This is a genomic window from Amycolatopsis sp. GM8 (genome assembly GCF_021653975.1).
Classification (GTDB): Bacteria; Actinomycetota; Actinomycetes; order Mycobacteriales; family Pseudonocardiaceae; genus Amycolatopsis_E.
Map to the genome: position 1 here is coordinate 606,802 of NZ_JAJKFK010000003.1, position 22,895 is coordinate 629,696.

The window sequence follows — 22,895 nt, forward strand, 5'->3', positions numbered from 1 at the left end:
GCCCCCCCCCCCCGCGAGTCCGACACTCGCGACGGCGAGTTCGACAGTCAGGTGGCGATGTCCGGGTAGGGCAGGGTGAAGTGCGCGAGCCGCCGGGCGTACTCGGTCTGGAAGCCCATCGGTTCGTGGTCACGCTCGAACAGGGCGATGAACAGCGTCAGCGTCAGGAAGGGATGCGCGCCCAGCTCGAACAGCTTCGGATAGTCGTGAGTGGACAGTGCCGCGCGCTCGGTGTCGTCGAAGCGCAGCCACGTCGAGGATTCGCCGCCGTGAGAGCCGAGGATCCGGTTGGCCTCGCCGGCCTCCCACCACGAAACGGTGCCCACCGGGTCCTCGCGATAACGCTCGACCAGATCGGGGTCACGGTCCACAGTGAACAGGAACTTGTTCAGCAGGTACTTGCTCACCGCGCGCCTCCGCCGGGGTACCAGGTGAAATAGGCCTCCATGGTGTGGAACAGGTCGTACGTGTCGGTGTAGTCGGCCTTCTGCCCCTCGCCCGCGACACCCATCATGAGCATGAAGTCCATGAACCCGTGCGTCGCGTTTCCGGGCAGGTGCAGGCTTTCCAGCGTCACCTCGCCGAGACACTTCTCGAGATCGCCGCCCGCGATCCAGTCCACCGCCTTGCGGTCGAACTCCGGGTCCGGCCCGTGCGGCCCGAACTGCCGCGGCCCGCCCAGCTCCAGCGAAAGGTGCCCGGTGCCGATCACCGCGACCCGCTGGGCGCGCGGCCAGGACTCGATCAGCTGCCGGATCGTCTGTCCCAATTGGACGAACCGTTTCGGCTGCGGCAGCGGCGGCGCGAAGATGTTGGTGTAGATCGGCACGATCGGCAGGTCGTTCTGCGGGCGCAGGGTGATGATCGGGCAGGTGATCGAGTGGTCGATCCGCAGCTCGTTTGAGAACGCCAGGTCGAACCCGGCGTCCAGCCCCTCGCGCAACACATACGCCGACAGGTCCTCCTGTCCTTTGAGGAACATCTTCGGCAGCCCGAACTCGCGTTCCTCGTTGTACCAGTTCGCGTCGTAGAAGGGCGCCTTGCCGACCAGGAACTGCGGCATGTTGTCCAGCCAGAACTGGTGAAAATGGTCCGAACCGACCATCACCAGCACGTCCGGCCGCGCTTTCGTCAGCGTTTCCCGGAACGCCTCGATCTTGCGCACCCATTCGTCGGCGAACGGCGGCCGGTCCTCGCCGGTGGCGGTGCTGGCGCGATAGTAGAACGGATGGTGGGTGGACGCGATCACCGCGACCAGCTCAGCCATGCGAGCCTCCGTAGGGTTGCGGGGGAACGGATTCGTTGTGCAGATCCACCGACAGGAAGATCTCGTTCGCGACCGGGTTCCGCAGCTCCTCGGCGAGCTGCCCGATCAGGCCGGCGGTACGGGCGAGCAGCGCGAAGCCGCGAAGGAGTTCCAGCGGCAGCCCGAGGTCGGCCAGCGCGGCACCGCACACCCCGGCACCGTTGAGCGGCAACGTCTTCCCGAGCACCCGGGGGTGCACCCGCCCGATCGCCGCGAACAGCGACAGGTGCGGCCCGTACAGGTTCTCCTCGGCGGCGATCTCGAACAGCCGCGGCGTGCGCGGGTCGCCGTCCTTGTGCACGTGATGCCCGAGACCGGGGATGAACTTTCCCGCTTCCCGTTGGGCTGTCACGGTTTCCAGCGCGAGCGCGTCCCAGCCCTCGTCGTCGATCGGCAACTGCGCACCGGCCAGCACCTCGTGCAGGAAGCGGCCGCAGTCCTCGGTGACGCCGAGGAACCGCGACCCGCCGCCGAGCAGCCCGGCCGCGAGCGCGCCCTGGATGGAGTCCGGCGCGGACAGGTAGGTGAGCCGGGTGACGATCGCCGTCGGGGTGAACCCGTGATCGGCCAGTGCCGCCAGCACCGCCTCGAACACACGGGTCTCCCCCGGCGCCGGACGGCGCTGCGTCGCGAGCCAGAAAGCCAGCTCCCCGAAGGAGACCTTGCCCATCACGTCGCCGGCCAGATCCTGGCCCAGCAAGGTGATCTTCTCGAGCGACGACGCGCCGAGCGCGGTCGGATACTCAGTCACCCTCGTCCTCCAGCCACTTCCGCAGTTCGGCGCCGTGCTCGTCGAGTTCCGGCGGCGGGAGGCGATAGCTCACCGGGGTTTCGGAGAACCGGATCGGGTGCCGGGTCGTCGGGATGCCCCCGACCTCGACGACCGGGTCGAGGTCGAACCGTTCCGCCATCGCGAAACCACCGTCGATGGTGTTGATCGGTCCACAAGGGACACCCGCGTCGACGAGGAGGTCGAACCATTCCAGCGCGCCGCGTTCCCGCAGCCGCCCGACGAGGATCGGGCGCAGCTCGTCGCGCCGCTCGGTGCGATCGGCGTTGCGGGCGAACCGCGGATCGTCGGCGATCTCCGGAATTCCCAATACCTCGCACAGTTTCCGGAACTGGCCGTCGTTGGCGGCGGTGACGATGAGGTCGTTGTCGGCGGTGGGCAGCGGCTCGTACGGGAACACGCTCGGGTGCGCGTTGCCCATCCGGTAAGGGATCGTGTCCCCCGCGACGTACGCCGAGCTGTGGTTGACCAGCCCGGTGAGTGCCGAGGACAACAGGTTGACCTCGACGTGCTGGCCCTGCCCGGTGGCGTCCCGATGCCGCAGGGCGGCGAGAATGCCAATCGTGGCATGGTTTCCGGCCATCACGTCGAACACCGAGATGCCCGCCCGGTACGGCGGGCCGTCCGGGTCTCCGGTGAGGCTCATCAGCCCGGAGATCGCCTGCACCATCAGGTCGTAGCCGGGCACGTCCTTACCCGCGCCGGAGCCGAAGCCACTGATGGAGGTATAGACCACACCCGGGTTGTCCGCCCGCACGGCGTCGAAGTCCAGCCCGTACTTGTCCAGCCCGCCCGGCTTGAAGTTCTCGATCACCACGTCCGCGCGCCGCGCGAGCTCTCGCGCGAGTTTCGCGTCCGCTTCGGCACGCAGATCCAGCGCGATGGAGCGCTTTCCGCGGTTGATGCCGAGATAGTAGGTCGAGACGCCGTCGCGGACCGGCGGCATCCAGGTGCGCGTGTCGTCGCCACGCGGGCCTTCGACCTTCACCACGTCGGCGCCCATGTCGGCCAGCAGCATCGTCGCGTACGGCCCGGCGAGGATCCGGGAGAAGTCCGCCACCAGGATTCCGGCGAGCGGACCCGTACCATCCGTCATTCGTTTCCCCTCAATCCGGCTTTGCCGTGCGTCGCCGCGCTGCGGTATTCGGTGTACGTGTAAGGATTGTCAAGGATCTTCGTCTCGGGCACGTCCGGGTTCATCCCCTTCCGCCAGGCCTCTTCGCCCAGTTCCGAGCGCAGGTGGCCGATGGTCTCCTCGGCCTCGCGGCGCGCGGCGGCCAGGTCGATGCCGACCAGCTTGTGCTCGTGCTTGACCACCTTGCCGTTGACCAGCACCGTGTGCACATCCCCGCGCTGCGCCTGGAAAGCCACGTGTCCGTACGGGTTCAGCAGCGGGAACGAGACCGCCGAGTCGTCGTTCTTGATCAGCACGACGTCGGCCTTCTTGCCCGGTTCGAGACTGCCCAGATCGTCGCGGCCGATGGCGTGCGCGCCGCCGCGGGTCGCCCACGCCACCACGTGTTCGGCGCGCAGGCTGGCGTGCGTGACGGTCTCGGACTTGACGTGCGCTTCGAGGTGCTCGCGCGAGCGGTCGGCGCCGAGTGTCGTGCGCATGGCCGAGAACAGGTCGCCGCTCCACCACACCGAGGTGTCCATGGACAGCGAGACCGGGATGCCGTGGGCACGGATGGCCCAGGTGGGCGGGTAGCCCTGGCCGGCGCTCTGTTCGCTTTCGGTGGAGACGGAGATGGAGCCGCCGGTCGCCGCGATGCGCTGGTAGGAGTCCGCCGACAGCGACGCCGCGTGCACGTACACGGTTTCCGGTGTCATGAAACCGTTGTCGTGCATGAGCCGGATGCCGTCGTCGTTGGTCGCGCCCCACACCCCGGCGTGCGTGGTGACGGGGACGCCGAGCTCGCGGGCGACCTCGAAGGCGGGCCGCTCGGGGAACGCCGGGTCGCCGGTGACGTCGAACGCGAGCTGGAAGCCGAGCAGGTCGTCGCCGGTGAGATGGCGGCGCGCGAACTCGCGGAACTCGGGCGTGCCGGTCCATTCCGCGGGCGGGGCCTGGATGTTGCCGTAGGCCAGCACGAACCGGCCCGGCACCGACCGCAGCGCGTCGACGGCGGCTTCGGCGTGGTCGACGGTCTGCAGTCCGTGCGACCAGTCGACGACCGTCGTCACGCCGGACTCGAGTGCCTCGATCGCGGCGAGCACGTTGCCGGCGTGGATGTCCTGCGGGCGGAAGAGCTTGCCGCTTTCCAGGTAGTACCAGACGAAGTACTGCGTGAGCGTCCAGTCGGCGCCGTAGCCGCGCATCGCGGTCTGCCACATGTGCCGGTGCGTGTCGATCATGCCGGGCAGCACGATGCCGCCGGTCGCGTCGATGACCACGGCGTCCGCCGGGGCTGCCAGGTCCGGCCCGACCGCGATGATCCGGTCGCCGGTCACGAGCACGTCGCCGTGGTCGAACGTACGACGTTGGTCGTCCAACGTCAGGACGGTGCCACCCCGCAACAGCACAGGCCTGCCCGGGGCGAACTCGCTCGGCTGGGTCATCGCGACGCTCCCTTGTGTCGTTTCCGTACAACTGTCCGCTAGACGGACGACGATACGCCCGTTACTGTTGTCGCCCGCCGCCGGGGAGTCAAGAGCAACTCGGGCGCATGAAAAAAGCCCGGACGGACATGAGTCCGCCCGGGCTTCGCCCTCCCGCCCCTGTCAGGGCAGCAAGACGATCTTGCCGTGCGTGTGCCGCTGTTCGAGGACCGCGAACGCGTCCGCGACCCGTTCGAGCGGGAAGGTCGCGGCGATCGGGAATTCGAGCTGCCCACCGGCGACGAGCCCGGCCATCTCCGACATGACCTCGGGGGTGGAGGCGTCCACGCTGCCCTCGGCCTTCGTCCCCAGCTCCGCGGCATCGGCGAAGGAGATGATCGTCTCGATCCGGTCGCGCGGGATGCCCAGCTCGACGGCCAGCCGGAGGTACTCGGGGCCGAACAGGTCGATGAACGCGTCGATCGGACCGGCCGCCGCGAGCCGTTCCGCGAGCCCGTCGCCGTAGTGCACCGGGATCGCGCCGTGCGCCGTCAGCCAGTCGTCGTTCGCCGGCGAGGCGATACCCAGCACCCGGACGCCGCGCAGGCCGAGCAACTGCACGACGAGCGAGCCCACCCCGCCCGCCGCCGCGGACACCGCGACGGTCTCGCCCTCCTTCGGGTCGACGGCGCGCACCGCGGCGTACGCGGTGACCCCGACGACGTAGAGCGAACCGGCGACCTCCCAGCTCAGCCCGGCCGGTTTCGGGATCAGCTGGGTCGCGGGCACGACCACGTGCGTGGCCTGGCTGGACCGCCGCCAGGAGTAGCCCAGCACCTCGTCGCCGACGGCGAGGTCGGTGACCCCGTCGCCGATCGCCGCGACCACCCCGGCCAGGTCACTGCCCTGGCCGGACGGGAACGTGCCGGGAAAGCGCTCGTGGACCGCGCCGGACCGGATGCCGGCTTCGCCGGGGTTGATGCCGGCCGCGCGGACCGCGACGAGGACCTCGCCCGCGGCGGGCTCGGGGATCGGGATTTCGGCTGTGTACAAGACTTCCCGGCCGCCGTAGCGGTCGAAGCGCACGGCGCGTGCCTGGCTCATGACGCGTTCCCTTCCGGTCGTTGGTCCTGCGCGGCCGCCCGCAGTGCGGCGAGCGTGGTGTCGAACCGCGCCAGCGCTCCCGCGGAAATGGGGTCACGCAAGTGTTTTCCGAGCTCGTCGTCGAAGACCTCGCCCGCCGCGGCGAGCAGGTCGCGGCCGGCGGGCGTGAGCTCGACGAGGGACGAGCGCCGGTCGTCCGGGTTCGGGCGGCGCACGATGCGGCCCTGCCGTTCGAGCCGGTCCACCCCTTGACTCGCCCCGCCCACGGTGATGGCCAGCGCGTTCGCGATGTCGTACACCCGGCACGCTTCGGTCGATTCGATCACCAGCAGCACGTCCAGACTGCCCATGGTGACCGCGAACTCCTTGCGCAGCCGGGCGTCCAGGGCGTTCCACAGCACCGTCTCGAGGCGGACCAGGTTGTCGAACACTTCCCGCAGACCCATGCAACTAGATTAGCACGTAATTAATTAGCGGTAATCTATCCCTCGGGCGGGTACCGTAGGCGCATGGACGGGATCGACCCTGAGGCACGGCCCAGCGGCACCGGATGCGCCGAGTGCGAAGCGGCGAATCCGCCCGGCTGGTGGTTCCATCTCCGGCGCTGCGCGCACTGCGGGCACGTCGGCTGCTGCGACTCCTCGCCGATGCAGCACGCCACGGCGCACTTCGCCGAGACCGGGCACCGCTTCGTGCGCAGCTTCGAACCGGGCGAAGCGTGGTTCTGGGACTACAGCGAGAAAACCCTGTACGAAGCCGGCCCCGCACTCGCCGGGCCTGAAAACCACCCGGCGGACCAGACGGCCCCCGGCCCGGCGGACCGCGTCCCGGCGGACTGGGGTCAGCACCTGCACACCTGACCTGTGGTGGCAAAGAACTGTCCGGGCCGCGCGCCCGAAGGCGGGCGGGGTCCCGGTTCCGGCTGTGCTGAACCGGGACCCCGCCCGCGGTGATCAGTGCGCGCCGAGCGCGGGATCGGTCAGCGTGATGCGACCGGTCTCCACATGGCCGGCGAGCCGGCGGACGAACGTGCCCGCGGTGACCGACAGGTCGTACCAGCCCGCGGCCGCGCCGGTGTCCACCGAATGCGTAACCCGGTCGCCGGGACGCAGCTGGTAGGACGTTGGACGAGTCGAGCCGTATCCGGTGGCGTTGGCGACGGTCACGCGAACCGTGGTCTTGCCGCTGTTGGTCAGGAGCACCTTCAGGTCGCCACTGTCACCGGCGGGACGGGCGCTGACCTCCACCCCGGCACCGTTCCCGGCGAACCGCCGGAAGAAGCCGTTCGGCCCGTGCACGGTGAAGTCGTACGCGCCGGAAACGCTCCACTGCGCGGAAAGCCGCTTCCCGGCACCGGCCGTGTAGCTCCACGGCCCCGTCTTGTCCGTGGCCGACGTGACGTGGAAGCAGGCGCCGGCCGTGCCGTTGCTGGTGAACTGCAGCGCGAACGTGCCACCCGTGACCTGGGCGTCGACGACCAGGTCGTACGGCAGCGGCAGCGCCGGACGGCGGCCGCGCTCCTGCCGAGGCAGGGCGGGGTTGCTCGGCGGCGTCGGCACGTAGTCGGGGTGCCGGTCGTGGTCGGGCGGCGCGTAACCGGCCGTCGAGGGCAGCGCCGGCACCGAGGTCTCCTTGCGGGAGAAGTCGAACGCCGACGTCAGGTCACCGGCGACCGCGCGGCGCCACGTCGAGATGTTCGGCTCGCGCACCCCGAACCGGCGCTCGATGAACCGGAGGATCGAGGTGTGGTCGAACACCTCGGAGCAGACCCGGCCGCCCTTGCTCCACGGCGACACCACGAGCATCGGCACCCGCTGCCCGAGACCGTAGGGCAGCCCGTTCAGGACCTCGAACGACGTATCCACAGTGGACGAACCCTGGGCCGCGGACGCCGGCGCGTACGGCGGCACGATGTGGTCGAAGAACCCGTCGTTCTCGTCGTAGGTGATCAGCAGCGCGGTCTTGCTCCACACGTCGGGCGACGAGGTCAGCGCGTCCAGCACCTGCGAGACGTACCAGGCGCCGTAGTTGGCGGGCCAGTTCGGGTGTTCGGTGAACGCCTCCGGCGCGACGACCCACGAGACCTGCGGCAGCTTCCCCGCCTTCACGTCGGCCTTGAGGACGTCGAAGAACCCGCCGCCGTTCTTGGCATCGGTGCCGGTGCGCGCCTTGTCGTAGAGCGGGTTGCCCGGCTGCGCGTCGCGGTACTGGTTGAAGTACAGCAACGAGTTGTCGCCGTAGTTACCGCGGTAGGCGTCGTTGATCCAGCCCCAGCCGCCGGCCGCGTCGAGACCGTCGCCGATGTCCTGGTAGATCTTCCACGACACCCCGGCCTGCTCGAGCCGCTCCGGGTAGGTGGTCCAGCCGTAGCCCTTTTCATCGTTGCCGATGACCGGGCCGCCACCCTTGCCGTCGTTGCCCGTGTACCCGGTCCACATGTAGTAGCGGTTCGGGTCGGTCGAGCCCATGAACGAGCAGTGGTAGGCGTCGCAGATGGTGAACGTGTCGGCCAGCGCGTAGTGGAACGGGATGTCCTCGCGGGTCAGGTACGCCATGGTGGTGCTGCCCTTGGCGGGCACCCACTTGTCGTACTGGCCGTTGTTCCACGCGGCATGCGTGTCGGTCCAGCCGTGCGGGAGGTCCTGGATGAACTGCAGGCCCAGGTTGTTCGCCGTCGGACGGAAAGGGAGAACGTCCTTCGTCCCGTCGGACTGATACCAGACCGGCTTGCCGCTGGCCAGTGCCACCGGCCGGGGGTCGTCGAAGCCGCGGACGCCGCGCAGGGTCCCGAAGTAGTGGTCGAACGAGCGGTTCTCCTGCATCAGCACGACGATGTGCTCGATGTCGCGCAGGCTGCCCGTACGGTGGCTGGCCGGGATCGCGGCGGCACGCGCGATGCTGTCGGACAGCATCGTCGCCGCGGCCGTGCCACCGGCCACCTGGAGAAACCGGCGGCGGTTGAGATCGGTCATGAACTCGTCTCTTTCCGGGATCGGTTGGGGCGTTCGGGTGCCCCCATCGACCGACCAGTCTGGTGAGCGAGCACAGCGCGGAAACGACCGCACGGCGAAGCTCTGGGAAACATTCGGCCGCGCCGATATGCGAAAAGGACAGCTCACCCCACAAGCGCCGGCACGCCGGGCATCGTGTCGGCGCCCCACAATCCCGCAGTGTATAGGTCGTTATACACCGATCTCGGTGTCAGGACTTAGGACGTCGTACGTTCTACGTCAGCTCTCGTGCAGGATGACGCCGCGGATGTTGCTGCCCGCGTGCATGTCGGCGTAAGCCTGGTTGACCTCGTCCAGCCGGTAGGTCCGGGTGATCAGCTCGTCCAGCTTGAGCTTGCCCGCCTTGTACATCCCGGCGAGCCGGGTGATCTCCAGCTTCGGCGTGCCCATCCCGAAGATGACGCCCTGGATGCGCTTCTGCATCATCGACAGCATCCACAGGTTGATCGGCAGCCCCTCGGCCTTGATGTCGCCGATCCCGGTGACCACGACGGTGCCGAACTTCGCGATCGCGTTCACCGCCTGCGCCACGTGCTCGCCGGTGGTGACGCCGACGGCCACGACCGCCGAGTTCGCGCCCTGGCCGCCGGTGACCGAGCGGGCGAAGTCCGCGGCCTGGTCGATGTCGGCGAACGTGTGCGTGGCCCCGAAGATCGTCGCCTGCTCGCGCTTGAACGCCGCCGGGTCCACCGCGATCACATACGCCGCGCCGCGGGTGGCGGCCGCCTGCACGGCGTTCATGCCCACCCCGCCGACGCCCATCACGATCACCGTGTCGCCCGCCTTCACCTCGGCGCCGTACTCGGCCGAGCCCCAGCCCGTCGGCACTCCGCAGGACAGCAGCGCGGCGACGGGGAACGGGATGTCGTCGTCGACCTTGGTGAGCGAGTACTCGGAGACGACCGCGTGCTGCGCGAAGGTGCCGACCATGGTCATCTGCCCGACGTCCGCGCCGTCGAGGTGCGCGCGATACGTGCCGTCGGCCTGGGAGCCCGAAAGCGCGTAGATACCGAGGTCGCACAGGTTGCCGTGGCCGGAGGCGCACGGCAGGCAGCGCCCGCAGGACGGGACGAACTGGGCCACGACGTGGTCACCGGCGGCGAGCGCCGTCACGCCCGGGCCGACCTTCTCCACCACGCCCGCGCCCTCGTGCCCGCCGATCAGCGGCAGCCGCCCGACCGGCATGTCGCCGGTCGCGGCGTGGTCGTCGGAGTGGCACAGGCCCGCGGCCATGAACCGGACGAGCACCTCGTTCGCCCCGGGATCGTCCAGCTCGACATCGACGAGCTGCCACTTACCGGGCTGCTCCAGCAGCGCCGCCGCACGGGTTCGCATCGTTGGCCACCTCCGACTAGAACAGGTTCTATCAGGAGTAGAGCATATGACGTGGAGCCGAACAAGGACAGTTCCGGCGATGCTCTCGACCGGGCAGAACAAGTTCTATTGGGGAGCCGGGACCAGGCCGTCGGCGACGAGCCCGGCCAGCACCGCCTCGCTCAGCGCCTGCACGGCCGAGAGCGGGCGGACCATCACGGTGAACTCGCTGATCCGGCCGTCCTCGCCGAACTGCAGCAGGTCGAGGCCGTGGATCTGCTTGCCGGCCACGACGGCCCGGAAGACGAGGATGGCCGAGGGCGCCTCGGCGCCGTCCGCGCTCCGCTCGGCGGTGCCGTCGAACGTGCCGACGTAGCGGAAGTCCTCGAACGTCCGCATCAGCACCCCGAACAGGCCCAGCACCATCGGCTTGCCCTCGAACGGCCGGAACTTCACCGGGCTGTAGAACCGGATGTCCTCGGCGAACAGGTCCGCGAAGGCATCGGTGTCGCGGGCCTCGACGGCGGCGCGGAACCGTGCTGTGGTGTCCAAGACCCACCTCCTAACCAGGAGGTTACCGCCCTCGCGCGAGCCGGTCAGTACCCCGTCGCCCGGGTAAACTGAAGCCGGTCCAGCGAGAAGGAGTTGACGACTATGACAGCGGCCACCGAGAAGGCCATCCTCGCCGGCGGGTGCTTCTGGGGCGTGCAGGACCTGATCCGCAAGTACGACGGCGTCATCAGCACCCGGGTCGGCTACACCGGCGGCGAAGTGCCGAACGCGACGTACTACAACCACGGCACGCACGCCGAGGCGATCGAGATCCTGTTCGACCCGGCCAAGATCAGCTACCGGCAGCTGCTGGAGTTCTTCTTCCAGATCCACGACCCGACGACGAAGAACCGCCAGGGCAACGACGTCGGGCTCAGCTACCGGTCGGCGATCTTCTACGTGAGCGACGAGCAGAAGCGGGTCGCCGAGGACACGATCGCCGACGTGGAGGCGTCCGGGCTGTGGCCGGGCAAGGTGGTCACCGAGGTCGCCCCGGCGGGGCCGTTCTGGGAGGCCGAGCCGGAGCACCAGGACTACCTGGAGCGCTACCCGAACGGCTACACCTGCCACTTCATCCGCCCGGGCTGGAAGCTGCCGGCGCGCTCGGCCAGCTGAGCGGTCCACAGTAGACGGCCAGAGCCCGCCACGGAGGGCTCTGGCCGTCAGTCCACAGTGGACGCTAAGCGAGCAGCCCGCGGCGGGCCAGCTCGGGCCGGACGCCTTCGCCGAACCAGTAGGCCTCTTCGAGATGCGGGTAGCCGGACAGGACGAATTCCTCGATGCCGATCTCGTGGTATTCCTCGATGAGATCGGCGACTTCGGCGTGGCTCCCGACGAGCGCGGTGCCCGCGCCGTTGCGGACGAGTCCCACCCCGGCCCACAGGTGCGGATGGATCTCGAGCGAGCGCGCGTCGCCGTCGAGGCGGCCGCCGTGCAGCGCCGCCATCCGCCGCTGCCCCACCGAATCCCCGGCCGCGAACTTCGCCTGTGACGCCGCGACGTCCGCCGGGTCGAACCCGTCGTACATCCGCTGCGCCTCGGCCCACGCCTGCGCCGAAGTGTCCCGGCTGAGGGTGTGCAGGCGGATCCCGAAGCGCAGTTCGCGACCCGCGTCGGCGGCCAGCTTGCGCAGCCGGGCGATTTTCTCCGCGACCGCCCCCGGTGGCTCGCCCCACGTGAGGTGCACATCCGCGCGCCGGGCCGCGACCCGCATACCGGCGTCCGAGGAGCCGCCGAAATACAGCTGTGGCAAGGGAACCGGCGTGGTGAAGGCGGTCGCACCCTCGATCCGGTAGTGCTTCCCGGCGAAGTCCACCGGCTCGCCCGCCCAGATCGCGCGCAGGATCGCCATGAACTCGTCGGTGCGCTCGTACCGTTCGTCGTGCGGCAGGTGGTCGCCGAACCGGGCCTGTTCCACCGGATCACCGCCGGTGACGATGTTGAGCAGCAGCCGCCCGCCCGACACCTGCTGGTAGGTCACGGCCTGCTGCGCGGCGAGCGTCGGGGTGAGCGAGCCGGGCCGGAACGCGACCAGGAACTTGATGGACTTCGTCCGGCCGAGCAGCGCCGCCGTGGTGAGCCAGGCGTCCTGGCACCAGCTCCCGGTCGGCGTGAGCATCCCGGTGAACCCGAGCCGTTCGGCGGCCTGCGCGACCTGGGCGAGGTAGTCGATGTCCGGCTGCCGCGGGATACCGGCGCCGAAAGCGCTTTCCGCCGGACGGTCCACAATGGACCTGCCATCGCCGTGCGTCGGCAGGAACCAGTGCAGGGTCACGCTCATCTAGGTGCCTCCCAGTACGGTGCGGCCGAGCCCGGTGACGACGGCATCGTCCTGCGGAGTATGCACCCGGCAGCACAAGATGTCCCGGTAATACCGCTGCAACGGGGCATGCCGGCTGAGACCGGGATTCCCGGCGAGCGCGAGCGCCTGCTCGACGGCCGCGATCAGCGACCGCGTCGCCAGGGCCTTCGCGACCCCGATCCGCGCGGGCGCGTCCGGATCACGATCGTCGAGCCGCCGGGCGAGGCCGAACAGCAACTCCTCCGCGCCCTGGATGGCGGTGGCGATCTCCCCCACACCGGTGTGGAAGCGCGGTAGCGTCGCCAGTGGCTTGCCCAGCCCGCTCGGCACTCGTTCGCGCAGGAAGCCGACGAGCCAGTCGAGCGCGTTGCGCGCCACGCCCAGGTACAGCGCGGGAAGGGCGAGCTGCCACGACTGCGCAGCCGGTGGCCGCACACTGTCCGGAGTGGACAGTTCGAGCGATGGCTCGGCCGGGACGTCGGTGAAGAGCACGTCATGACTCGCGCTCGCCCGCAAGCCCAGATGGTCCCAGGTCGGTTCGATCTCGATACCGGGCGAGTCCGCGCGCACGAGGAACCCGCCGACACGCGGCTCGGGTTCGTCGGTGCGGGCCCAGACGATCATCCACCGCAGGCCGACCGAACCCGTCGAGTAGATCTTGCGGCCGGTCACCCGCCAGCCGTCGCCGGTGCGCCGCGCGACCGTCTCCGGCAGTCCGCCGCGGCTCGGCGAACCGAGTGCCGGTTCCACGCGCAACGCGTTGATCAGCACCGGCCGGTCCGCCGACTCGGCGAGCACCTCGCGATAGCGCTCCTTCGGCCAGCTCGGCCGTTCTCCTTGTCCCGCATGGACGAACAGCGTCATCGCGGTGACGAGGGCGACCGACGGATCGCCACGGCCGAGTTCGGCGAGCAGCCGCGCGGTGTCGCCGACTCCGGCGCCCCGGCCCCCGTAGCGCCGGTGCACCGTGCTCGTCAGGATCCCGGCCGAATGCACGAGATCGATGCCCTCGAAGGGAAAGCTCCCGTCGCGGTCGTGTTCGCCGGCGCGCGCCGCGAGCTCGCGGACGATATCCGGCAAGGCAGGTGCGGCAACCGTCGTCACGGGGCTCACCGTAGGGCGGGCGCGGCTCGTTGCCCAGCCCGTCCACGGAATGGACACCTCGGGGTGCCTGTATTGACAAGCCCTGCCACAGCACCGTTTTCTGGCTTCGTTCGTGCTCCGTCCGCAGCAGAGGGGAAGACGCCATGGCGGTCGAGTTCATCGGCATGATCGGCACGCGCGACACCAGTGAGACCCGGCCGGCTCGCGGTCCGGTCATCGATCCCGGGTACGTCCGGCGGTTCGCCCGGGCCCACGAGGACGCCGGGTTCGACCGGGTCCTCATCGGCTACGGCGCCGGCTGGCCGGAGGGGCAGCAGGTGGCCGCGTTCACCGCGGCGAACACCGAACGGCTCGGCCTGCTGATCGCGCACCGCCCCGGCTTCGTCGCTCCCACGCTCGCCGCGCGCGCTTTCGCCACACTCGACCACTTCAGCGGCGGCCGGGTCGCGGTGCACATCATCACCGGGGGCAGCGACACCGAGCAGGCGCGCGACGGGGACTACCTCGGTAAGGACGAACGCTACGAGCGCACCGACGAGTACCTCGACGTGGTCAAGTCGGCATGGTCGGCCGAAGAGCCGTTCTCGCACCGGGGCCGGCACTACAAAGTGGACGGTTACGTCGGTCAGGTGCGGCCGCTGCAGCCCCGGATCCCGGTCTACTTCGGAGGGTCGTCGGCGGCGGCGTACCGGGTGGGCGGGAAGCACGCCGACGTGTTCGCGCTGTGGGGAGAGCCACTGGCCGGGACAGCCGAGCAGATCGCGTCGGTGACCGCGTCGGCTGCCGCGGCCGGGCGCGAGAATCCGCCGCGGATCAGCGTCTCGTTCCGGCCGATTCTCGGTGCCACCGAAGAGCTCGCCTGGGAACGCGCACACCGGATCCTCGACAAGATCACCTCGACGGGCTCGGCGAAGATCGCCCGCGAATGGCGGGACGGCGGGCCGCCGCAGAATGCAGGCAGCCGGCGCCTGCTGGCCGCGGCCGCGAACGGCGAGCTGCACGACCGTGCACTGTGGACACCGCTGGCCGCGGCGACTGGTGCCGCCGGAAACTCCACGGCGCTCGTCGGTACGCCGGAAACCGTCGCGAAGGCGCTCCTGGACTACGTCGACATCGGCGTGACCACCCTGCTCATCCGCGGCTACGACCCGCTGGACGACGCGATCGACTACGGCCGCCAGCTGCTGCCACTGGTGCGCGCCGGGCTGGCGAGCCGGCAGCGCGAACCGGCCGGCGTCTGAGCCGTGGCGCACAATGGGGACCATGCGCATCTCGGCGAAGGCGGACTACGCGATCAGGGTGCTGCTCGAACTCGCCGCGGACACGACGAGACCGACGACCTGCGAGGCGATGGCTGTGCGCCAGGACATCCCGCCCCGGTTCCTCAAGGCCGTGGTCGGCGACCTGCGCCGGGCCGGTCTCGTGCGCAGCCAGCGCGGGTGCGACGGCGGCTACTGGCTGGCCCGGGACGCGAACACCATCACGGTGCGGGACGCGGTGGTCGCGGTCGACGGCGACCTGCTCTCGATCCGCGGCGAGCCGCGGGCCGGGCTGAGCTACCACGGCACCGCGCGGTCCCTCACCCCGTTCTGGGCGGACCTCGAAGCCCAGCTCGACCGGATGCTCGACGCCACCACGATCGCCCACCTGCTCACCCGAGAAGGAGTCACTCATGACCGACCAATGGCATCAGCCGCTGCGCCACATCAAAGGCGGTGAGCTGACCGGAGACACCATGCAGACCAGCGGAATGCGGCGGCTGGAGGCAATCTCCGGTAAGACCGTCGGTTCGGAGAAGGTGTGGATGGGCGAGACCCACGTCGGCCCCGCTACCAACTCCGGCGACCACCACCATGGCGAGGCGGAAACCGCGATCTACATCAAATCCGGGCATCCGGCGTTCGTCTTCGCCGACGGGGACAAGGAAATCCGGCTGGAGACCGGGCCGGGCGACTACATCTTCGTCCCGCCGTACGTGCCACACCGCGAAGAGAACCCCGGCGAGGAGGACGCGGTGATCATCATCGCCCGCAGCAGCCAGGAGGGCATCGTGGTGAACCTGCCGAGCCTCTGGGCACCGGTGTCCGAAGAGGACTGAGGAGTGCTCGAGGTCGTCGAGTACACCGATCCGGCCTGCCCGTGGGCCTGGGGTTCGGAGCCGAAGTTCCGCCGGCTCCGGCTGGCGACCGCGCCGCTCGGCGTCCGCTGGCGGCGGGTGTTCGGCATCCTGTTCGACACCGGCGACGACCCGCCGCCCGATCCGGACGCCGAAGCCGCGTGGTACGCCGACTTCGTCGCGGGGATCAGCGCCCACACGGGTGCGCCGCACGCGGCGAAGCTGGCCTGGCTGACCCGCACGAGCTGGCCCGCGTCGATGGCCGCGAAAGCCGCTGAGGCACAAGGAGAACAGGTCGCCGACCGGGTACTGCGACGGCTCCGGGAGACGACGTTCGTCGCCGGCCGGCCGGCGGACAGTGTCCACAGTGTACTGACCGCCGTACGTACCGTTCCCGGGCTCGACGTGGACCGGCTCGCCCGGGACCTACCCGAGCGGGAGGAAGCGGTCCGCCGGGACTGGGCGGAAACCCGTGAGCCCTGTGCGGAAGTACGGCGGCTCGACCGGCCGGGACCGCACAGTGGCCGGGCCAAGGAGGTCAGCGGCCACCTCCGTTATGCCTTGCCCACCCTCATTTTCCGGGGCGACCGCGGCCGCCGGGTCGTCCCCGGCTGGCGGCCGCTCACGGAGTACCTCACCGCGATCGAAGAGGTCACCGGCGAGACGCCACGGGAAGTGCGGCTCACCGCCGAAGAGGCATTGCACCGCTTCGGCAGTCTGACCGGGCCGGAACTCGAACTGCTCACCGGCGACCGGAAACCGCCCAGCCAGGCCGTTTCCGTGCCGGCCAATAACGGTCCACTGTGGATCGATCCCGACTCCTGGGATGTCTCGTACGACGATTGACACCCGCGCGCGCCACCCAAAACAATGGGCACATGACGGTGACCAACAGGGTCCGGCGCTTTCCGCACCGGACCGTCTCGTGGCTCACGCCGGTCGCCGTGCTGGTGATCTGGGAGCTGGCCGCCCGGCTGGGCCTGCTGTCGCAACAAGTCCTGCCCGCGCCGACCATCGTCCTCGCGAAGGCCGGTGAGCTGATCGCCGACGGGCAACTGCCGGAGAACCTCTTGGCGAGCCTGCAACGCGCGGCGACCGGTTTCCTGATCGGCGCGGCGACCGGGCTCGGGCTCGGCCTGCTCGTGGGGCTTTCCCGGATCGCCGAATCGTTCCTGGACCGCGGTATCCAGATGGTCCGGGCGGTCCCGTTCCTCGCGATCCTGCCGCTGGTGATCGTCTGGTTCGGCATCGGCGAGGCCGGCAAGATCTTCCTCATCGCGCTCGGCACGGCGGTCCCGCTGTATCTCAACACCGTGCTCGGCATCCGCCAGATCGACGCGAAACTCCTGGAAATGACCGAAGTGGTGGGTTTGAACCGGGCCGGGCAGGTCCGCTGGGTGGTGCTGCCCGGTGCGCTGCCGTCGATCCTCGGCGGGCTCCGGCTCTCCCTCACCGCGGCCTGGCTCGCGCTCGTGATCGCCGAGACGATCGGCGCCGACGCCGGGCTGGGTTTCATGGCCACCAACGCACGCGAATTCCTGCAGGCCGATGTGATCGTGCTGGTGGTGATCATCTACGCCGCGATCGGCATCGTGTGCGACCTGATCACCCGGCTGCTCGAACGCCGGCTGCTGCGCTGGCACCCCACCTACGCGAAACTGCATGCCTGAGGAGCCCCGATGTCCTTGTCCCGCAGAGCTTTCCTGTCCGCGGCCGGTGTCGCCGGACTGTCCACTTTGGCCGCCTGCGCCAGCACCAACGCCGCCGGCGGCGGCACCCCCGGCAAGGTGCGGCTGACCTACGGCAACATCTCGGTGCCGAAAAGCCGTGGTGTGCTGGAGAAAACGCTCAAGGACCAGGGCATCGCCGTCGAATGGGTCGGGCCGTTCCCGAACCACGCGCCGAGCATGCAGGCCGTCGTCGGGGGCAGCGCCGACTTCAGTTTCGGCGGCAGCACGACTCCGGCGGACCAGGCGATCCTGTCCGGCGCGGACCTCGTCTACGTCGCCTGGGCCACCACCTCCCCGCGGACCACGGCGATCGTCGCGCGACCGGGCAGCGGGATCGCCCACGTGAGCGACCTGGCCGGCAAGACCGTCGCGGTCAACAAGGCCGGACTGGGCGAGTTCCTGCTCGTGGCCGCGTTGGAGAAGTACCAGGTGCCCAAGGACAAGGTGAAGATCGTCTACCTGAACCCGCCCGAGGCGTCCGCGGCGTTCGGCGGCGGGCAGATCGACGCCTGGGCGATCTGGCAGGGCTTCCGTGAAATCGCCGAGGTTCAGTACGGTGCCACGCCGATCTTCGTCGAAGGCGACGAGCTGGACTTCCAGATCGACTTCACCAGCTACCTCGTCCGGCGGGACTACGCGGAACGCAACGCCGACACGATCCGCGCGGTGATCAAGGCGTTCACCGCGGACTACGACTGGCAGAACCAGCACTACGCCGAGTCATTGCAGATCGGCAACGCGGTGTCGAACTACCCGAAGGCGGTGATCGACAAGATGGCCGCGAAGAATGTCCAGACCACGCTGGCGCCGATGAACGACGACGGGATCGCGCAGCTGCAACGCGGCGCGGACTGGCTGAGCGAGCGGAAGATCCTCAGCGGCAAGATCGACATCGCCGAGCACTCGGTGAAGCTGTGAGTACCGTCGAGGTCCGCGGGCTCGTGCGGCGGTTCGGTGAGCGGACCGTCCTCAATGGACTAGACCTGAACATCGCCGAAGGCGAGTTCGTCGCGCTGATCGGGCAGAGCGGGTGCGGCAAGACGACGCTGCTCCGCCTGCTCGCCGGGCTCGACCGGCCCGACGACGGACGTCTCGCTGCGCCGGACGCGAAGATGGTGGTGTTCCAGGAACACCGGCTGCTGCCTTGGCGGCGCGTCTGGCGCAACGTCGCGGTCGGCCTGGGCGGCGACTCCCGCGCGGCCGCCCTGCGCGCGCTCGCGGAGGTCGGCCTCGACGGGCACGCCGAAGCCTGGCCCGCGACGCTGTCCGGCGGTGAGGCACAACGGGTCGCGCTCGCGCGCGCACTCGTCCGTGAGCCGCGGCTGCTGCTGCTCGACGAACCGTTCGCCGCGCTCGACGCGCTCACCCGGATCAAGATGCACGCCCTGGTGCGGGATCTGGTCACCCGGCACCGGCCCGCGGTCCTGCTGGTCACGCACGATGTCGACGAGGCCATCCTCCTCGCCGACCGCGTGGTGGCCATGCGCGACGGGCAACTCGCGGCGGAACACCGGATCGCCTTCGACGGCCCCCGGGACCGCAAGGCACCGGAGTTCCCGCTCCTGCGCGAAACCCTGCTGGCCGAACTGGGAGTCATCGACGAACTGGCGCGAACGTAGAACTCGCACGGGGATCAGGTGTGGATCAGGGACCGGACAATGGTGCTGTCGTGCTCGGCGGCGGCGCGTTCGGCTTCGGTGACCGGTTCCAGGCGGACGGGGACGTCCTTGTGGTGCGGAGTACCGGCGATCGGGTCACGATCGTGGGCGTCGGTGATCAGGTTGATCCGCGGGCCGTGCACCACGCGACCGCCGTGACCGTCTGGAATGGACATACCGAAACCGTGTGGCAGGGCCAGTTGCCCGGCACGAAGGCTGTCGTCGGCCTCGGCCCGGACCACGATCCGGCCCGTCCTGGACACGACCGCGACCCAGTCCCCCGCCTCGGCGCCGGCAGCGGCCAGGTCTTCCGGCCTCGCCCGCAACGCGCCCTCGGGATCGGTCTTGCGCCACGCGGGCGCGCGCAGGATCTGGTTCGCGTTGTGGCTCCGGCGCTGGCCGTTGACGAGCGACAGCGGGAAGTCCACGGCGGGACGGTCCGCGGCTGGATCGAGCCGCCGCAGCCAGTCCAGCAGCTCCGGCACGGCGAGCCGTACTCGCCCGACCCGCATCAGGTCCCACACCTCGTCGTACTCGTGTTCGGAGAACAGGATCCCGCCGGGGGCGGCGAGAACCCGGTCGAAGAGCTCCTCGCCCAGCGCCGGGCCGGACACCGAAGTGCCGAGCGCCCGCTGGACCGGCCCGGGCATCCGCTTCGCCGTCCGGTGGCACCCCGCCCACAGCACCGCGGCCGACGCGGCTCCGCCGGGCAGCGTCGGCCCCAGCGTCCGGTACAGCAGCACAGGTGCGATCGCGGCGAAACCCGGTACCGCGGCGGCGTGTGCGAGCAGGCTGGGCCGGTCGGTCCGGGCGACCTCGGTGAGCGTGTCGAGCGCCGCCTGGTCCGGCAGCGCGCCGAGCTTTTCGAACAACCGGGCGTAGATCTCGGCCTCGACCAGCGTGCCCGGCAACGGGTCGAACAGCGGCGGCCGCAGGTGGAAGTAGTTCTTCGGCCAGTCCAGCGTGAAGAAGGTCCATTCCCACTTCTCGTGCTGCGAAGCCGCGGGCAGCACGTAGTCCGCGAGGGCCGCCGTCTCGGTGTAGGCGACGTCGACGACAACCGACAGTTCGCATGCCATCAGCGCTCGCTCCACCGCCGCCGTGTCCGCCGCGGTGTTGGCCGGGTTCGAGGAATCCACCCACAGTGCGCGGATACGGTTCGGATGGCCGGCCAGCACCTCCTCGGCGAGCGTGTTCAGCGGAAGGTAGCCGGCGATGTACTCGTACCCGCTGATCTCCGACCGCTCCCCCGACGACTCGCCCCACAGCGGCATGAACCACGAGTGCAGCGCGTTGGTGCCCGGCCGTCCGAAGTGGCCGGTGACGAGGTAGAGAAGCTTTTCCAGGTAGCTGTTCAGGGTCGAGTTGCGGCCCTGCTGGATGCCCAGCTCGACGCGGACCGACATCGCGCGTGCGGCGAGGATCAGGTCCACCGCGCGTTCCACGTCGGCACGCTCGACCTCGGCGTGCGCGATCCAGTCGTCCACCGGGATCGCTCGCAGCGCCGCCAAAACCTCGGTGGACCCCGCGGTGTGCTCGGCGAGGAACCGTTCGTCCTGCCCGTTCCGTGCGACGATCAGCGCCAGGATCGCGCCGAGCAGATAGGCGTCCGTGCCGGGGCGCAGCGGTAGGTGCACGTCGGCCGCGGCGGCGGTCTCCGTGTGCCGCGGGTCGATCACGATCATCGTACGGTCCGGGTCGTTCTTGATCGTGTTCACGACGTTGCGGGCGCGGGTGAAGCCGTGCGCGAGCCACGGGTTGCAGCCGATCACCACGAGCAGGTCGCATTCTTCGATATCCTCGGCGGTGTGGCAGGTCTGGCCGCCGAAAAGCTTGCCGTTGACCCAGAAATCACCGGTCTTCTCCTGCGACAGCGCGCCGAAGTAACGCGTGCCGCCCATCCACCGCAGCAGCGCCTGCCCGTAACCGCCGCCGGAATGGTTGCCCTGACCGCCGCCACCGACGTAGGCGAACGAGCTGGGTCGCTCCCGCACCCGGTCGGCGTCCCGGATCTCGAGCAGCTTCGCGGCGATCTCGCCGAGTGCGGTGTCCCAGTCCACCGGTTCGTGCGTGCCGTCCGGCCGGCGCCGTAGCGGGGTGGTGAGCCGATCGCCGTCCTTGCCGTACCAGGTGAGCTGCTGTGCCTTCTGGCACAGGTAACCGCCGCTGCGCGGATGTTCCTTGTCACCACGGATCTTGACGATGGCGCGGCCCTCGGTCCGCACCTGCAGTCCACAGTTGACATAGCAGAGGCTGCACGCCGTCTTGTGCCAGTCCGTCACGAGAAGCTCCCGATCTCCCGCACGAGGTCGATCGCGTGGGCCAAGGTGAACAGCCGGGCGTCGAGGGTTTCGCCCGCCGGGTAGAGGCGGACGGTGTCGACCCCGGCGTCGCGCCACACGCGAAGCCGTTCGCGCACCATCTGTTCGGTGCCGATCAGTGTGGTGCCGAGGACCATTTCGTCGGTGACGAGCGCAACCGCGCCGTCGCGGTCCCCGGCCTGCCACCGCGCACGGACCTCCGCGGCGACCTCGGCCCAGCCCTGCCGGCTGTAGGCCTGGTTGTAGTAGTTCGTCGAAGACGAGCCCATTCCGCCGAGGCTGAACGCCAGCTCCTTCCTCCGCCCGGCGACCATGGCGCGCACCGCGTCCTCGTCCGGCGCGAACGCGACCTCCGCGCCCTGACAGACGTCCACATCGGACCGTGATCGTCCACTGTGGGCAATCCCTTCGTCCAGATGCGCGAAGTACGCCTCGGCGGCGCCTTCCGGCACGAAGCTCGTGCCCAGCCAGCCGTCCGCGATCTCCCCGGTGAGCCGCAGCATGCCCGGCGAGAGCGTGGCCAGGTAGATCGGGATCTCGTGGTGCGCCCGCGTCGACAGCCGCATCGGCACCGCGTCCCCGCCCGGGCGCGGGATCTGGAACTCCTTGCCGGAGTAGGAGATCTTGCCGCCGTCGAGTACCCGGCGGATGATCTCGACCGTCTCGCGCATACGCGCCAGCGGCCGCGCGAACGGAACCCCGTGCAGGCCTTCGATCACCTGCGGTCCGGACGCGCCGAGCCCGAGCAGGAACCGGCCTTCGGACAGGTTGGACAGAGTGATGGCGGTCTGCGCGACGGCCACCGGCGTGCGCGTGCCGACCTGCAGGATGCCCGAGCCGAGCAGCATCCGCTCCGTCCGCGCCGCGTAGAAGCCCAGCGCCGACGGGCCGTCCGACCCCCAAGCCTCGGCGACCCAGCAGACGTCGAGCCCGAGCTTTTCGGCCTCCACCACGAAATCGGCCGTCTCCCGCCACCGGTCCCCGCCCGACGCCTCGACCGTGGTGGCCGTGCGCATCAGGATTCCGCCAGCGACTTCAACTGCTCGAGCGTCGCGGTCATGTTGCGCTCGAACTCACGCAACCGCACGAACACGATCTTCTGTTCCTTGTCGGGCATCCGGTCGATCGCGAACGAGAGGCCCGAGCGCCCGGGGCCGAGCTGCATCCATTCCGACAACCGGGTGCCGCCGGCCTCGGGCTGGACCCGGAAGCGCCAGCGCGCGCTGGGATGCTCCGGATCCTCCACCGCCCAGCCGAACACGTGGCCCGGCTCGTACTCGGTGACCTGCGACGTGGTCGCCCATTCGCCCATCGCGTCGTGCTTGCTGCGGCCGAGGAACTTGGCGCCGAGCGCGGGCGCGGTGGCACCGTCGAGCCATTCGATCGACTGCAGCTCGTCGCTCAGCTCCGGCATCAGCCGGATGTCGGTCACCAGGCCCCAGACCCGCTCCGGCGCGGCGCCCACCCAGGTCGACACCTCGACTGTGGGCGTGTCCGCGTAACGCGCACCCGTCCATTCCATGTCCGAGAGAGTCTCGCAATGAGACTCA

The 22,895-nt window shown here is 69.7% G+C and carries 24 protein-coding genes; 9 read left to right on the plus strand and 15 right to left on the minus strand.

The features are described 5' to 3' along the window. Positions 1–47 precede the first annotated feature (47 nt). The 7 genes from LOZ83_RS16140 to LOZ83_RS16170 all read right to left on the minus strand — a co-directional run bounded on the left by LOZ83_RS16140 (position 48) and on the right by LOZ83_RS16170 (position 6,184). Positions 48–407, minus strand: coding sequence for a hypothetical protein (locus LOZ83_RS16140; protein WP_236791472.1), 360 nt, complete (start codon positions 405–407; stop codon positions 48–50). Then, positions 404–1,267: an extradiol ring-cleavage dioxygenase gene (locus tag LOZ83_RS16145; RefSeq protein WP_236791473.1), complete on the minus strand. Its 864-nt coding sequence runs from the start codon at positions 1,265–1,267 to the stop codon at positions 404–406. The genes LOZ83_RS16140 and LOZ83_RS16145 overlap by 4 nt, the downstream gene beginning before the upstream one ends. Then, the gene (locus LOZ83_RS16150; protein WP_236791474.1) at positions 1,260–2,057 is read right to left on the minus strand and encodes a citryl-CoA lyase; all 798 of its coding nucleotides are present in this window, start codon (positions 2,055–2,057) and stop codon (positions 1,260–1,262) included. The genes LOZ83_RS16145 and LOZ83_RS16150 overlap by 8 nt, the downstream gene beginning before the upstream one ends. Then, positions 2,050–3,192: a CaiB/BaiF CoA-transferase family protein gene (locus LOZ83_RS16155; protein WP_236791475.1), complete on the minus strand. Its 1,143-nt coding sequence runs from the start codon at positions 3,190–3,192 to the stop codon at positions 2,050–2,052. The genes LOZ83_RS16150 and LOZ83_RS16155 overlap by 8 nt, the downstream gene beginning before the upstream one ends. After that, entirely contained in the window at positions 3,189–4,655 is a 1,467-nt protein-coding gene (locus LOZ83_RS16160; RefSeq protein WP_236791476.1) for an amidohydrolase family protein, read from the minus strand. The genes LOZ83_RS16155 and LOZ83_RS16160 overlap by 4 nt, the downstream gene beginning before the upstream one ends. A 162-nt stretch (positions 4,656–4,817) precedes the next feature. Further along, positions 4,818–5,738, minus strand: coding sequence for an NADP-dependent oxidoreductase (locus tag LOZ83_RS16165; RefSeq protein WP_236791477.1), 921 nt, complete (start codon positions 5,736–5,738; stop codon positions 4,818–4,820). Beyond that, positions 5,735–6,184, minus strand: coding sequence for a MarR family winged helix-turn-helix transcriptional regulator (locus LOZ83_RS16170; protein WP_236791478.1), 450 nt, complete (start codon positions 6,182–6,184; stop codon positions 5,735–5,737). Before LOZ83_RS16170 ends, LOZ83_RS16165 begins: the two co-directional genes overlap by 4 nt. A gap of 63 nt (positions 6,185–6,247) precedes the next feature. On the opposite strand from LOZ83_RS16170, the gene LOZ83_RS16175 reads away from it, so the two are divergent. Then, on the plus strand, positions 6,248–6,598 hold the full coding sequence (locus LOZ83_RS16175; protein WP_236791480.1) for a UBP-type zinc finger domain-containing protein: 351 nt from the start codon (positions 6,248–6,250) through the stop codon (positions 6,596–6,598). Positions 6,599–6,691: 93 nt separating this feature from the next. Here LOZ83_RS16175 and LOZ83_RS16180 read toward each other — a convergent pair whose 3' ends face one another. From LOZ83_RS16180 to LOZ83_RS16190, 3 genes are all read right to left on the minus strand, one after another. Further along, positions 6,692–8,710 carry a phosphocholine-specific phospholipase C gene (locus LOZ83_RS16180; RefSeq protein ID WP_236791482.1) on the minus strand — a complete coding sequence of 673 codons (2,019 nt, stop codon included), beginning with the start codon at positions 8,708–8,710 and terminating at the stop codon, positions 6,692–6,694. A gap of 258 nt (positions 8,711–8,968) precedes the next feature. Further along, on the minus strand, positions 8,969–10,084 hold the full coding sequence (locus LOZ83_RS16185) for an NDMA-dependent alcohol dehydrogenase (RefSeq protein WP_236791484.1): 1,116 nt from the start codon (positions 10,082–10,084) through the stop codon (positions 8,969–8,971). Between the two features lie 105 nt (positions 10,085–10,189). Next, positions 10,190–10,615, minus strand: a complete 426-nt coding sequence (locus LOZ83_RS16190; protein ID WP_236791486.1) for a nuclear transport factor 2 family protein — start codon at positions 10,613–10,615, stop codon at positions 10,190–10,192. Between the two features lie 102 nt (positions 10,616–10,717). Between LOZ83_RS16190 and msrA the strand changes: the two genes are divergently transcribed. Further along, positions 10,718–11,230 (plus strand): peptide-methionine (S)-S-oxide reductase MsrA, encoded by a 513-nt coding sequence (msrA, locus tag LOZ83_RS16195; RefSeq protein WP_236791488.1) that lies wholly within the window; start codon positions 10,718–10,720, stop codon positions 11,228–11,230. Positions 11,231–11,294: 64 nt separating this feature from the next. Here msrA and LOZ83_RS16200 read toward each other — a convergent pair whose 3' ends face one another. Together LOZ83_RS16200 and LOZ83_RS16205 are read right to left on the minus strand one after the other, a co-directional pair. Beyond that, complete coding sequence (locus tag LOZ83_RS16200; RefSeq protein WP_236791490.1) at positions 11,295–12,395, minus strand: LLM class flavin-dependent oxidoreductase; 1,101 nt, start codon at positions 12,393–12,395, stop codon at positions 11,295–11,297. Further along, positions 12,396–13,520: an acyl-CoA dehydrogenase family protein gene (locus LOZ83_RS16205; protein ID WP_236791492.1), complete on the minus strand. Its 1,125-nt coding sequence runs from the start codon at positions 13,518–13,520 to the stop codon at positions 12,396–12,398. Positions 13,521–13,663: 143 nt separating this feature from the next. Between LOZ83_RS16205 and LOZ83_RS16210 the strand changes: the two genes are divergently transcribed. Genes LOZ83_RS16210 through LOZ83_RS16240 form a run of 7 tightly spaced genes read left to right on the plus strand, consistent with a single transcriptional unit; the run spans position 13,664 to position 18,985 of the window. Beyond that, positions 13,664–14,761: an LLM class flavin-dependent oxidoreductase gene (locus LOZ83_RS16210; protein WP_236791493.1), complete on the plus strand. Its 1,098-nt coding sequence runs from the start codon at positions 13,664–13,666 to the stop codon at positions 14,759–14,761. Positions 14,762–14,783: 22 nt separating this feature from the next. Further along, a complete protein-coding gene (locus LOZ83_RS16215; protein ID WP_236791495.1) occupies positions 14,784–15,239 on the plus strand; it encodes an Rrf2 family transcriptional regulator in 456 nt (151 codons plus the stop codon). Next, entirely contained in the window at positions 15,193–15,618 is a 426-nt protein-coding gene (locus tag LOZ83_RS16220) for a cupin domain-containing protein (RefSeq protein WP_236791497.1), read from the plus strand. The genes LOZ83_RS16215 and LOZ83_RS16220 overlap by 47 nt, the downstream gene beginning before the upstream one ends. A 3-nt stretch (positions 15,619–15,621) precedes the next feature. After that, positions 15,622–16,482, plus strand: coding sequence for a DsbA family protein (locus tag LOZ83_RS16225; protein WP_236791499.1), 861 nt, complete (start codon positions 15,622–15,624; stop codon positions 16,480–16,482). A 32-nt stretch (positions 16,483–16,514) separates the two neighbouring features. Next, positions 16,515–17,306, plus strand: coding sequence for an ABC transporter permease subunit (locus LOZ83_RS16230; protein WP_236791500.1), 792 nt, complete (start codon positions 16,515–16,517; stop codon positions 17,304–17,306). A 9-nt stretch (positions 17,307–17,315) separates the two neighbouring features. Next, positions 17,316–18,284: an aliphatic sulfonate ABC transporter substrate-binding protein gene (locus LOZ83_RS16235; RefSeq protein ID WP_236791501.1), complete on the plus strand. Its 969-nt coding sequence runs from the start codon at positions 17,316–17,318 to the stop codon at positions 18,282–18,284. Next, entirely contained in the window at positions 18,281–18,985 is a 705-nt protein-coding gene (locus LOZ83_RS16240) for an ABC transporter ATP-binding protein (RefSeq protein ID WP_236791503.1), read from the plus strand. Before LOZ83_RS16235 ends, LOZ83_RS16240 begins: the two co-directional genes overlap by 4 nt. A 14-nt stretch (positions 18,986–18,999) precedes the next feature. Here the strand turns inward: LOZ83_RS16240 and LOZ83_RS40415 are convergent, their stop codons facing one another. From LOZ83_RS40415 to LOZ83_RS16255, 3 genes are read right to left on the minus strand one after another with little or no spacing between them, the layout of a single operon-like run. Continuing rightward, a complete protein-coding gene (locus LOZ83_RS40415; protein WP_236791504.1) occupies positions 19,000–21,306 on the minus strand; it encodes a molybdopterin-dependent oxidoreductase in 2,307 nt (768 codons plus the stop codon). Then, positions 21,303–22,361, minus strand: a complete 1,059-nt coding sequence (locus tag LOZ83_RS16250) for an LLM class flavin-dependent oxidoreductase (protein ID WP_236791506.1) — start codon at positions 22,359–22,361, stop codon at positions 21,303–21,305. Before LOZ83_RS16250 ends, LOZ83_RS40415 begins: the two co-directional genes overlap by 4 nt. Beyond that, entirely contained in the window at positions 22,361–22,867 is a 507-nt protein-coding gene (locus tag LOZ83_RS16255; protein WP_236791507.1) for an SRPBCC family protein, read from the minus strand. Before LOZ83_RS16255 ends, LOZ83_RS16250 begins: the two co-directional genes overlap by 1 nt. Positions 22,868–22,895 lie beyond the last annotated feature (28 nt).

Bases quoted from the DNA above. Each gene is read 5' to 3' on its own strand.
- LOZ83_RS16220 (WP_236791497.1), top strand. From the start codon at position 15,193: ATGACCGACCAATGGCATCAGCCGCTGCGCCACATCAAAGGCGGTGAG.
- LOZ83_RS16180 (WP_236791482.1), bottom strand. From the start codon at position 8,710: ATGACCGATCTCAACCGCCGCCGGTTTCTCCAGGTGGCCGGTGGCACG.
- LOZ83_RS16210 (WP_236791493.1), top strand. From the start codon at position 13,664: ATGGCGGTCGAGTTCATCGGCATGATCGGCACGCGCGACACCAGTGAG.
- LOZ83_RS16185 (WP_236791484.1), bottom strand. From the start codon at position 10,084: ATGCGAACCCGTGCGGCGGCGCTGCTGGAGCAGCCCGGTAAGTGGCAG.
- LOZ83_RS16230 (WP_236791500.1), top strand. From the start codon at position 16,515: ATGACGGTGACCAACAGGGTCCGGCGCTTTCCGCACCGGACCGTCTCG.
- LOZ83_RS16255 (WP_236791507.1), bottom strand. From the start codon at position 22,867: ATGGAATGGACGGGTGCGCGTTACGCGGACACGCCCACAGTCGAGGTG.
- LOZ83_RS16155 (WP_236791475.1), bottom strand. From the start codon at position 3,192: ATGACGGATGGTACGGGTCCGCTCGCCGGAATCCTGGTGGCGGACTTC.
- LOZ83_RS16175 (WP_236791480.1), top strand. From the start codon at position 6,248: ATGGACGGGATCGACCCTGAGGCACGGCCCAGCGGCACCGGATGCGCC.
- LOZ83_RS16215 (WP_236791495.1), top strand. From the start codon at position 14,784: ATGCGCATCTCGGCGAAGGCGGACTACGCGATCAGGGTGCTGCTCGAA.
- LOZ83_RS16200 (WP_236791490.1), bottom strand. From the start codon at position 12,395: ATGAGCGTGACCCTGCACTGGTTCCTGCCGACGCACGGCGATGGCAGG.
- LOZ83_RS16235 (WP_236791501.1), top strand. From the start codon at position 17,316: ATGTCCTTGTCCCGCAGAGCTTTCCTGTCCGCGGCCGGTGTCGCCGGA.
- LOZ83_RS16145 (WP_236791473.1), bottom strand. From the start codon at position 1,267: ATGGCTGAGCTGGTCGCGGTGATCGCGTCCACCCACCATCCGTTCTAC.
- LOZ83_RS16170 (WP_236791478.1), bottom strand. From the start codon at position 6,184: ATGGGTCTGCGGGAAGTGTTCGACAACCTGGTCCGCCTCGAGACGGTG.
- LOZ83_RS16250 (WP_236791506.1), bottom strand. From the start codon at position 22,361: ATGCGCACGGCCACCACGGTCGAGGCGTCGGGCGGGGACCGGTGGCGG.
- msrA (WP_236791488.1), top strand. From the start codon at position 10,718: ATGACAGCGGCCACCGAGAAGGCCATCCTCGCCGGCGGGTGCTTCTGG.
- LOZ83_RS16165 (WP_236791477.1), bottom strand. From the start codon at position 5,738: ATGAGCCAGGCACGCGCCGTGCGCTTCGACCGCTACGGCGGCCGGGAA.
- LOZ83_RS16160 (WP_236791476.1), bottom strand. From the start codon at position 4,655: ATGACCCAGCCGAGCGAGTTCGCCCCGGGCAGGCCTGTGCTGTTGCGG.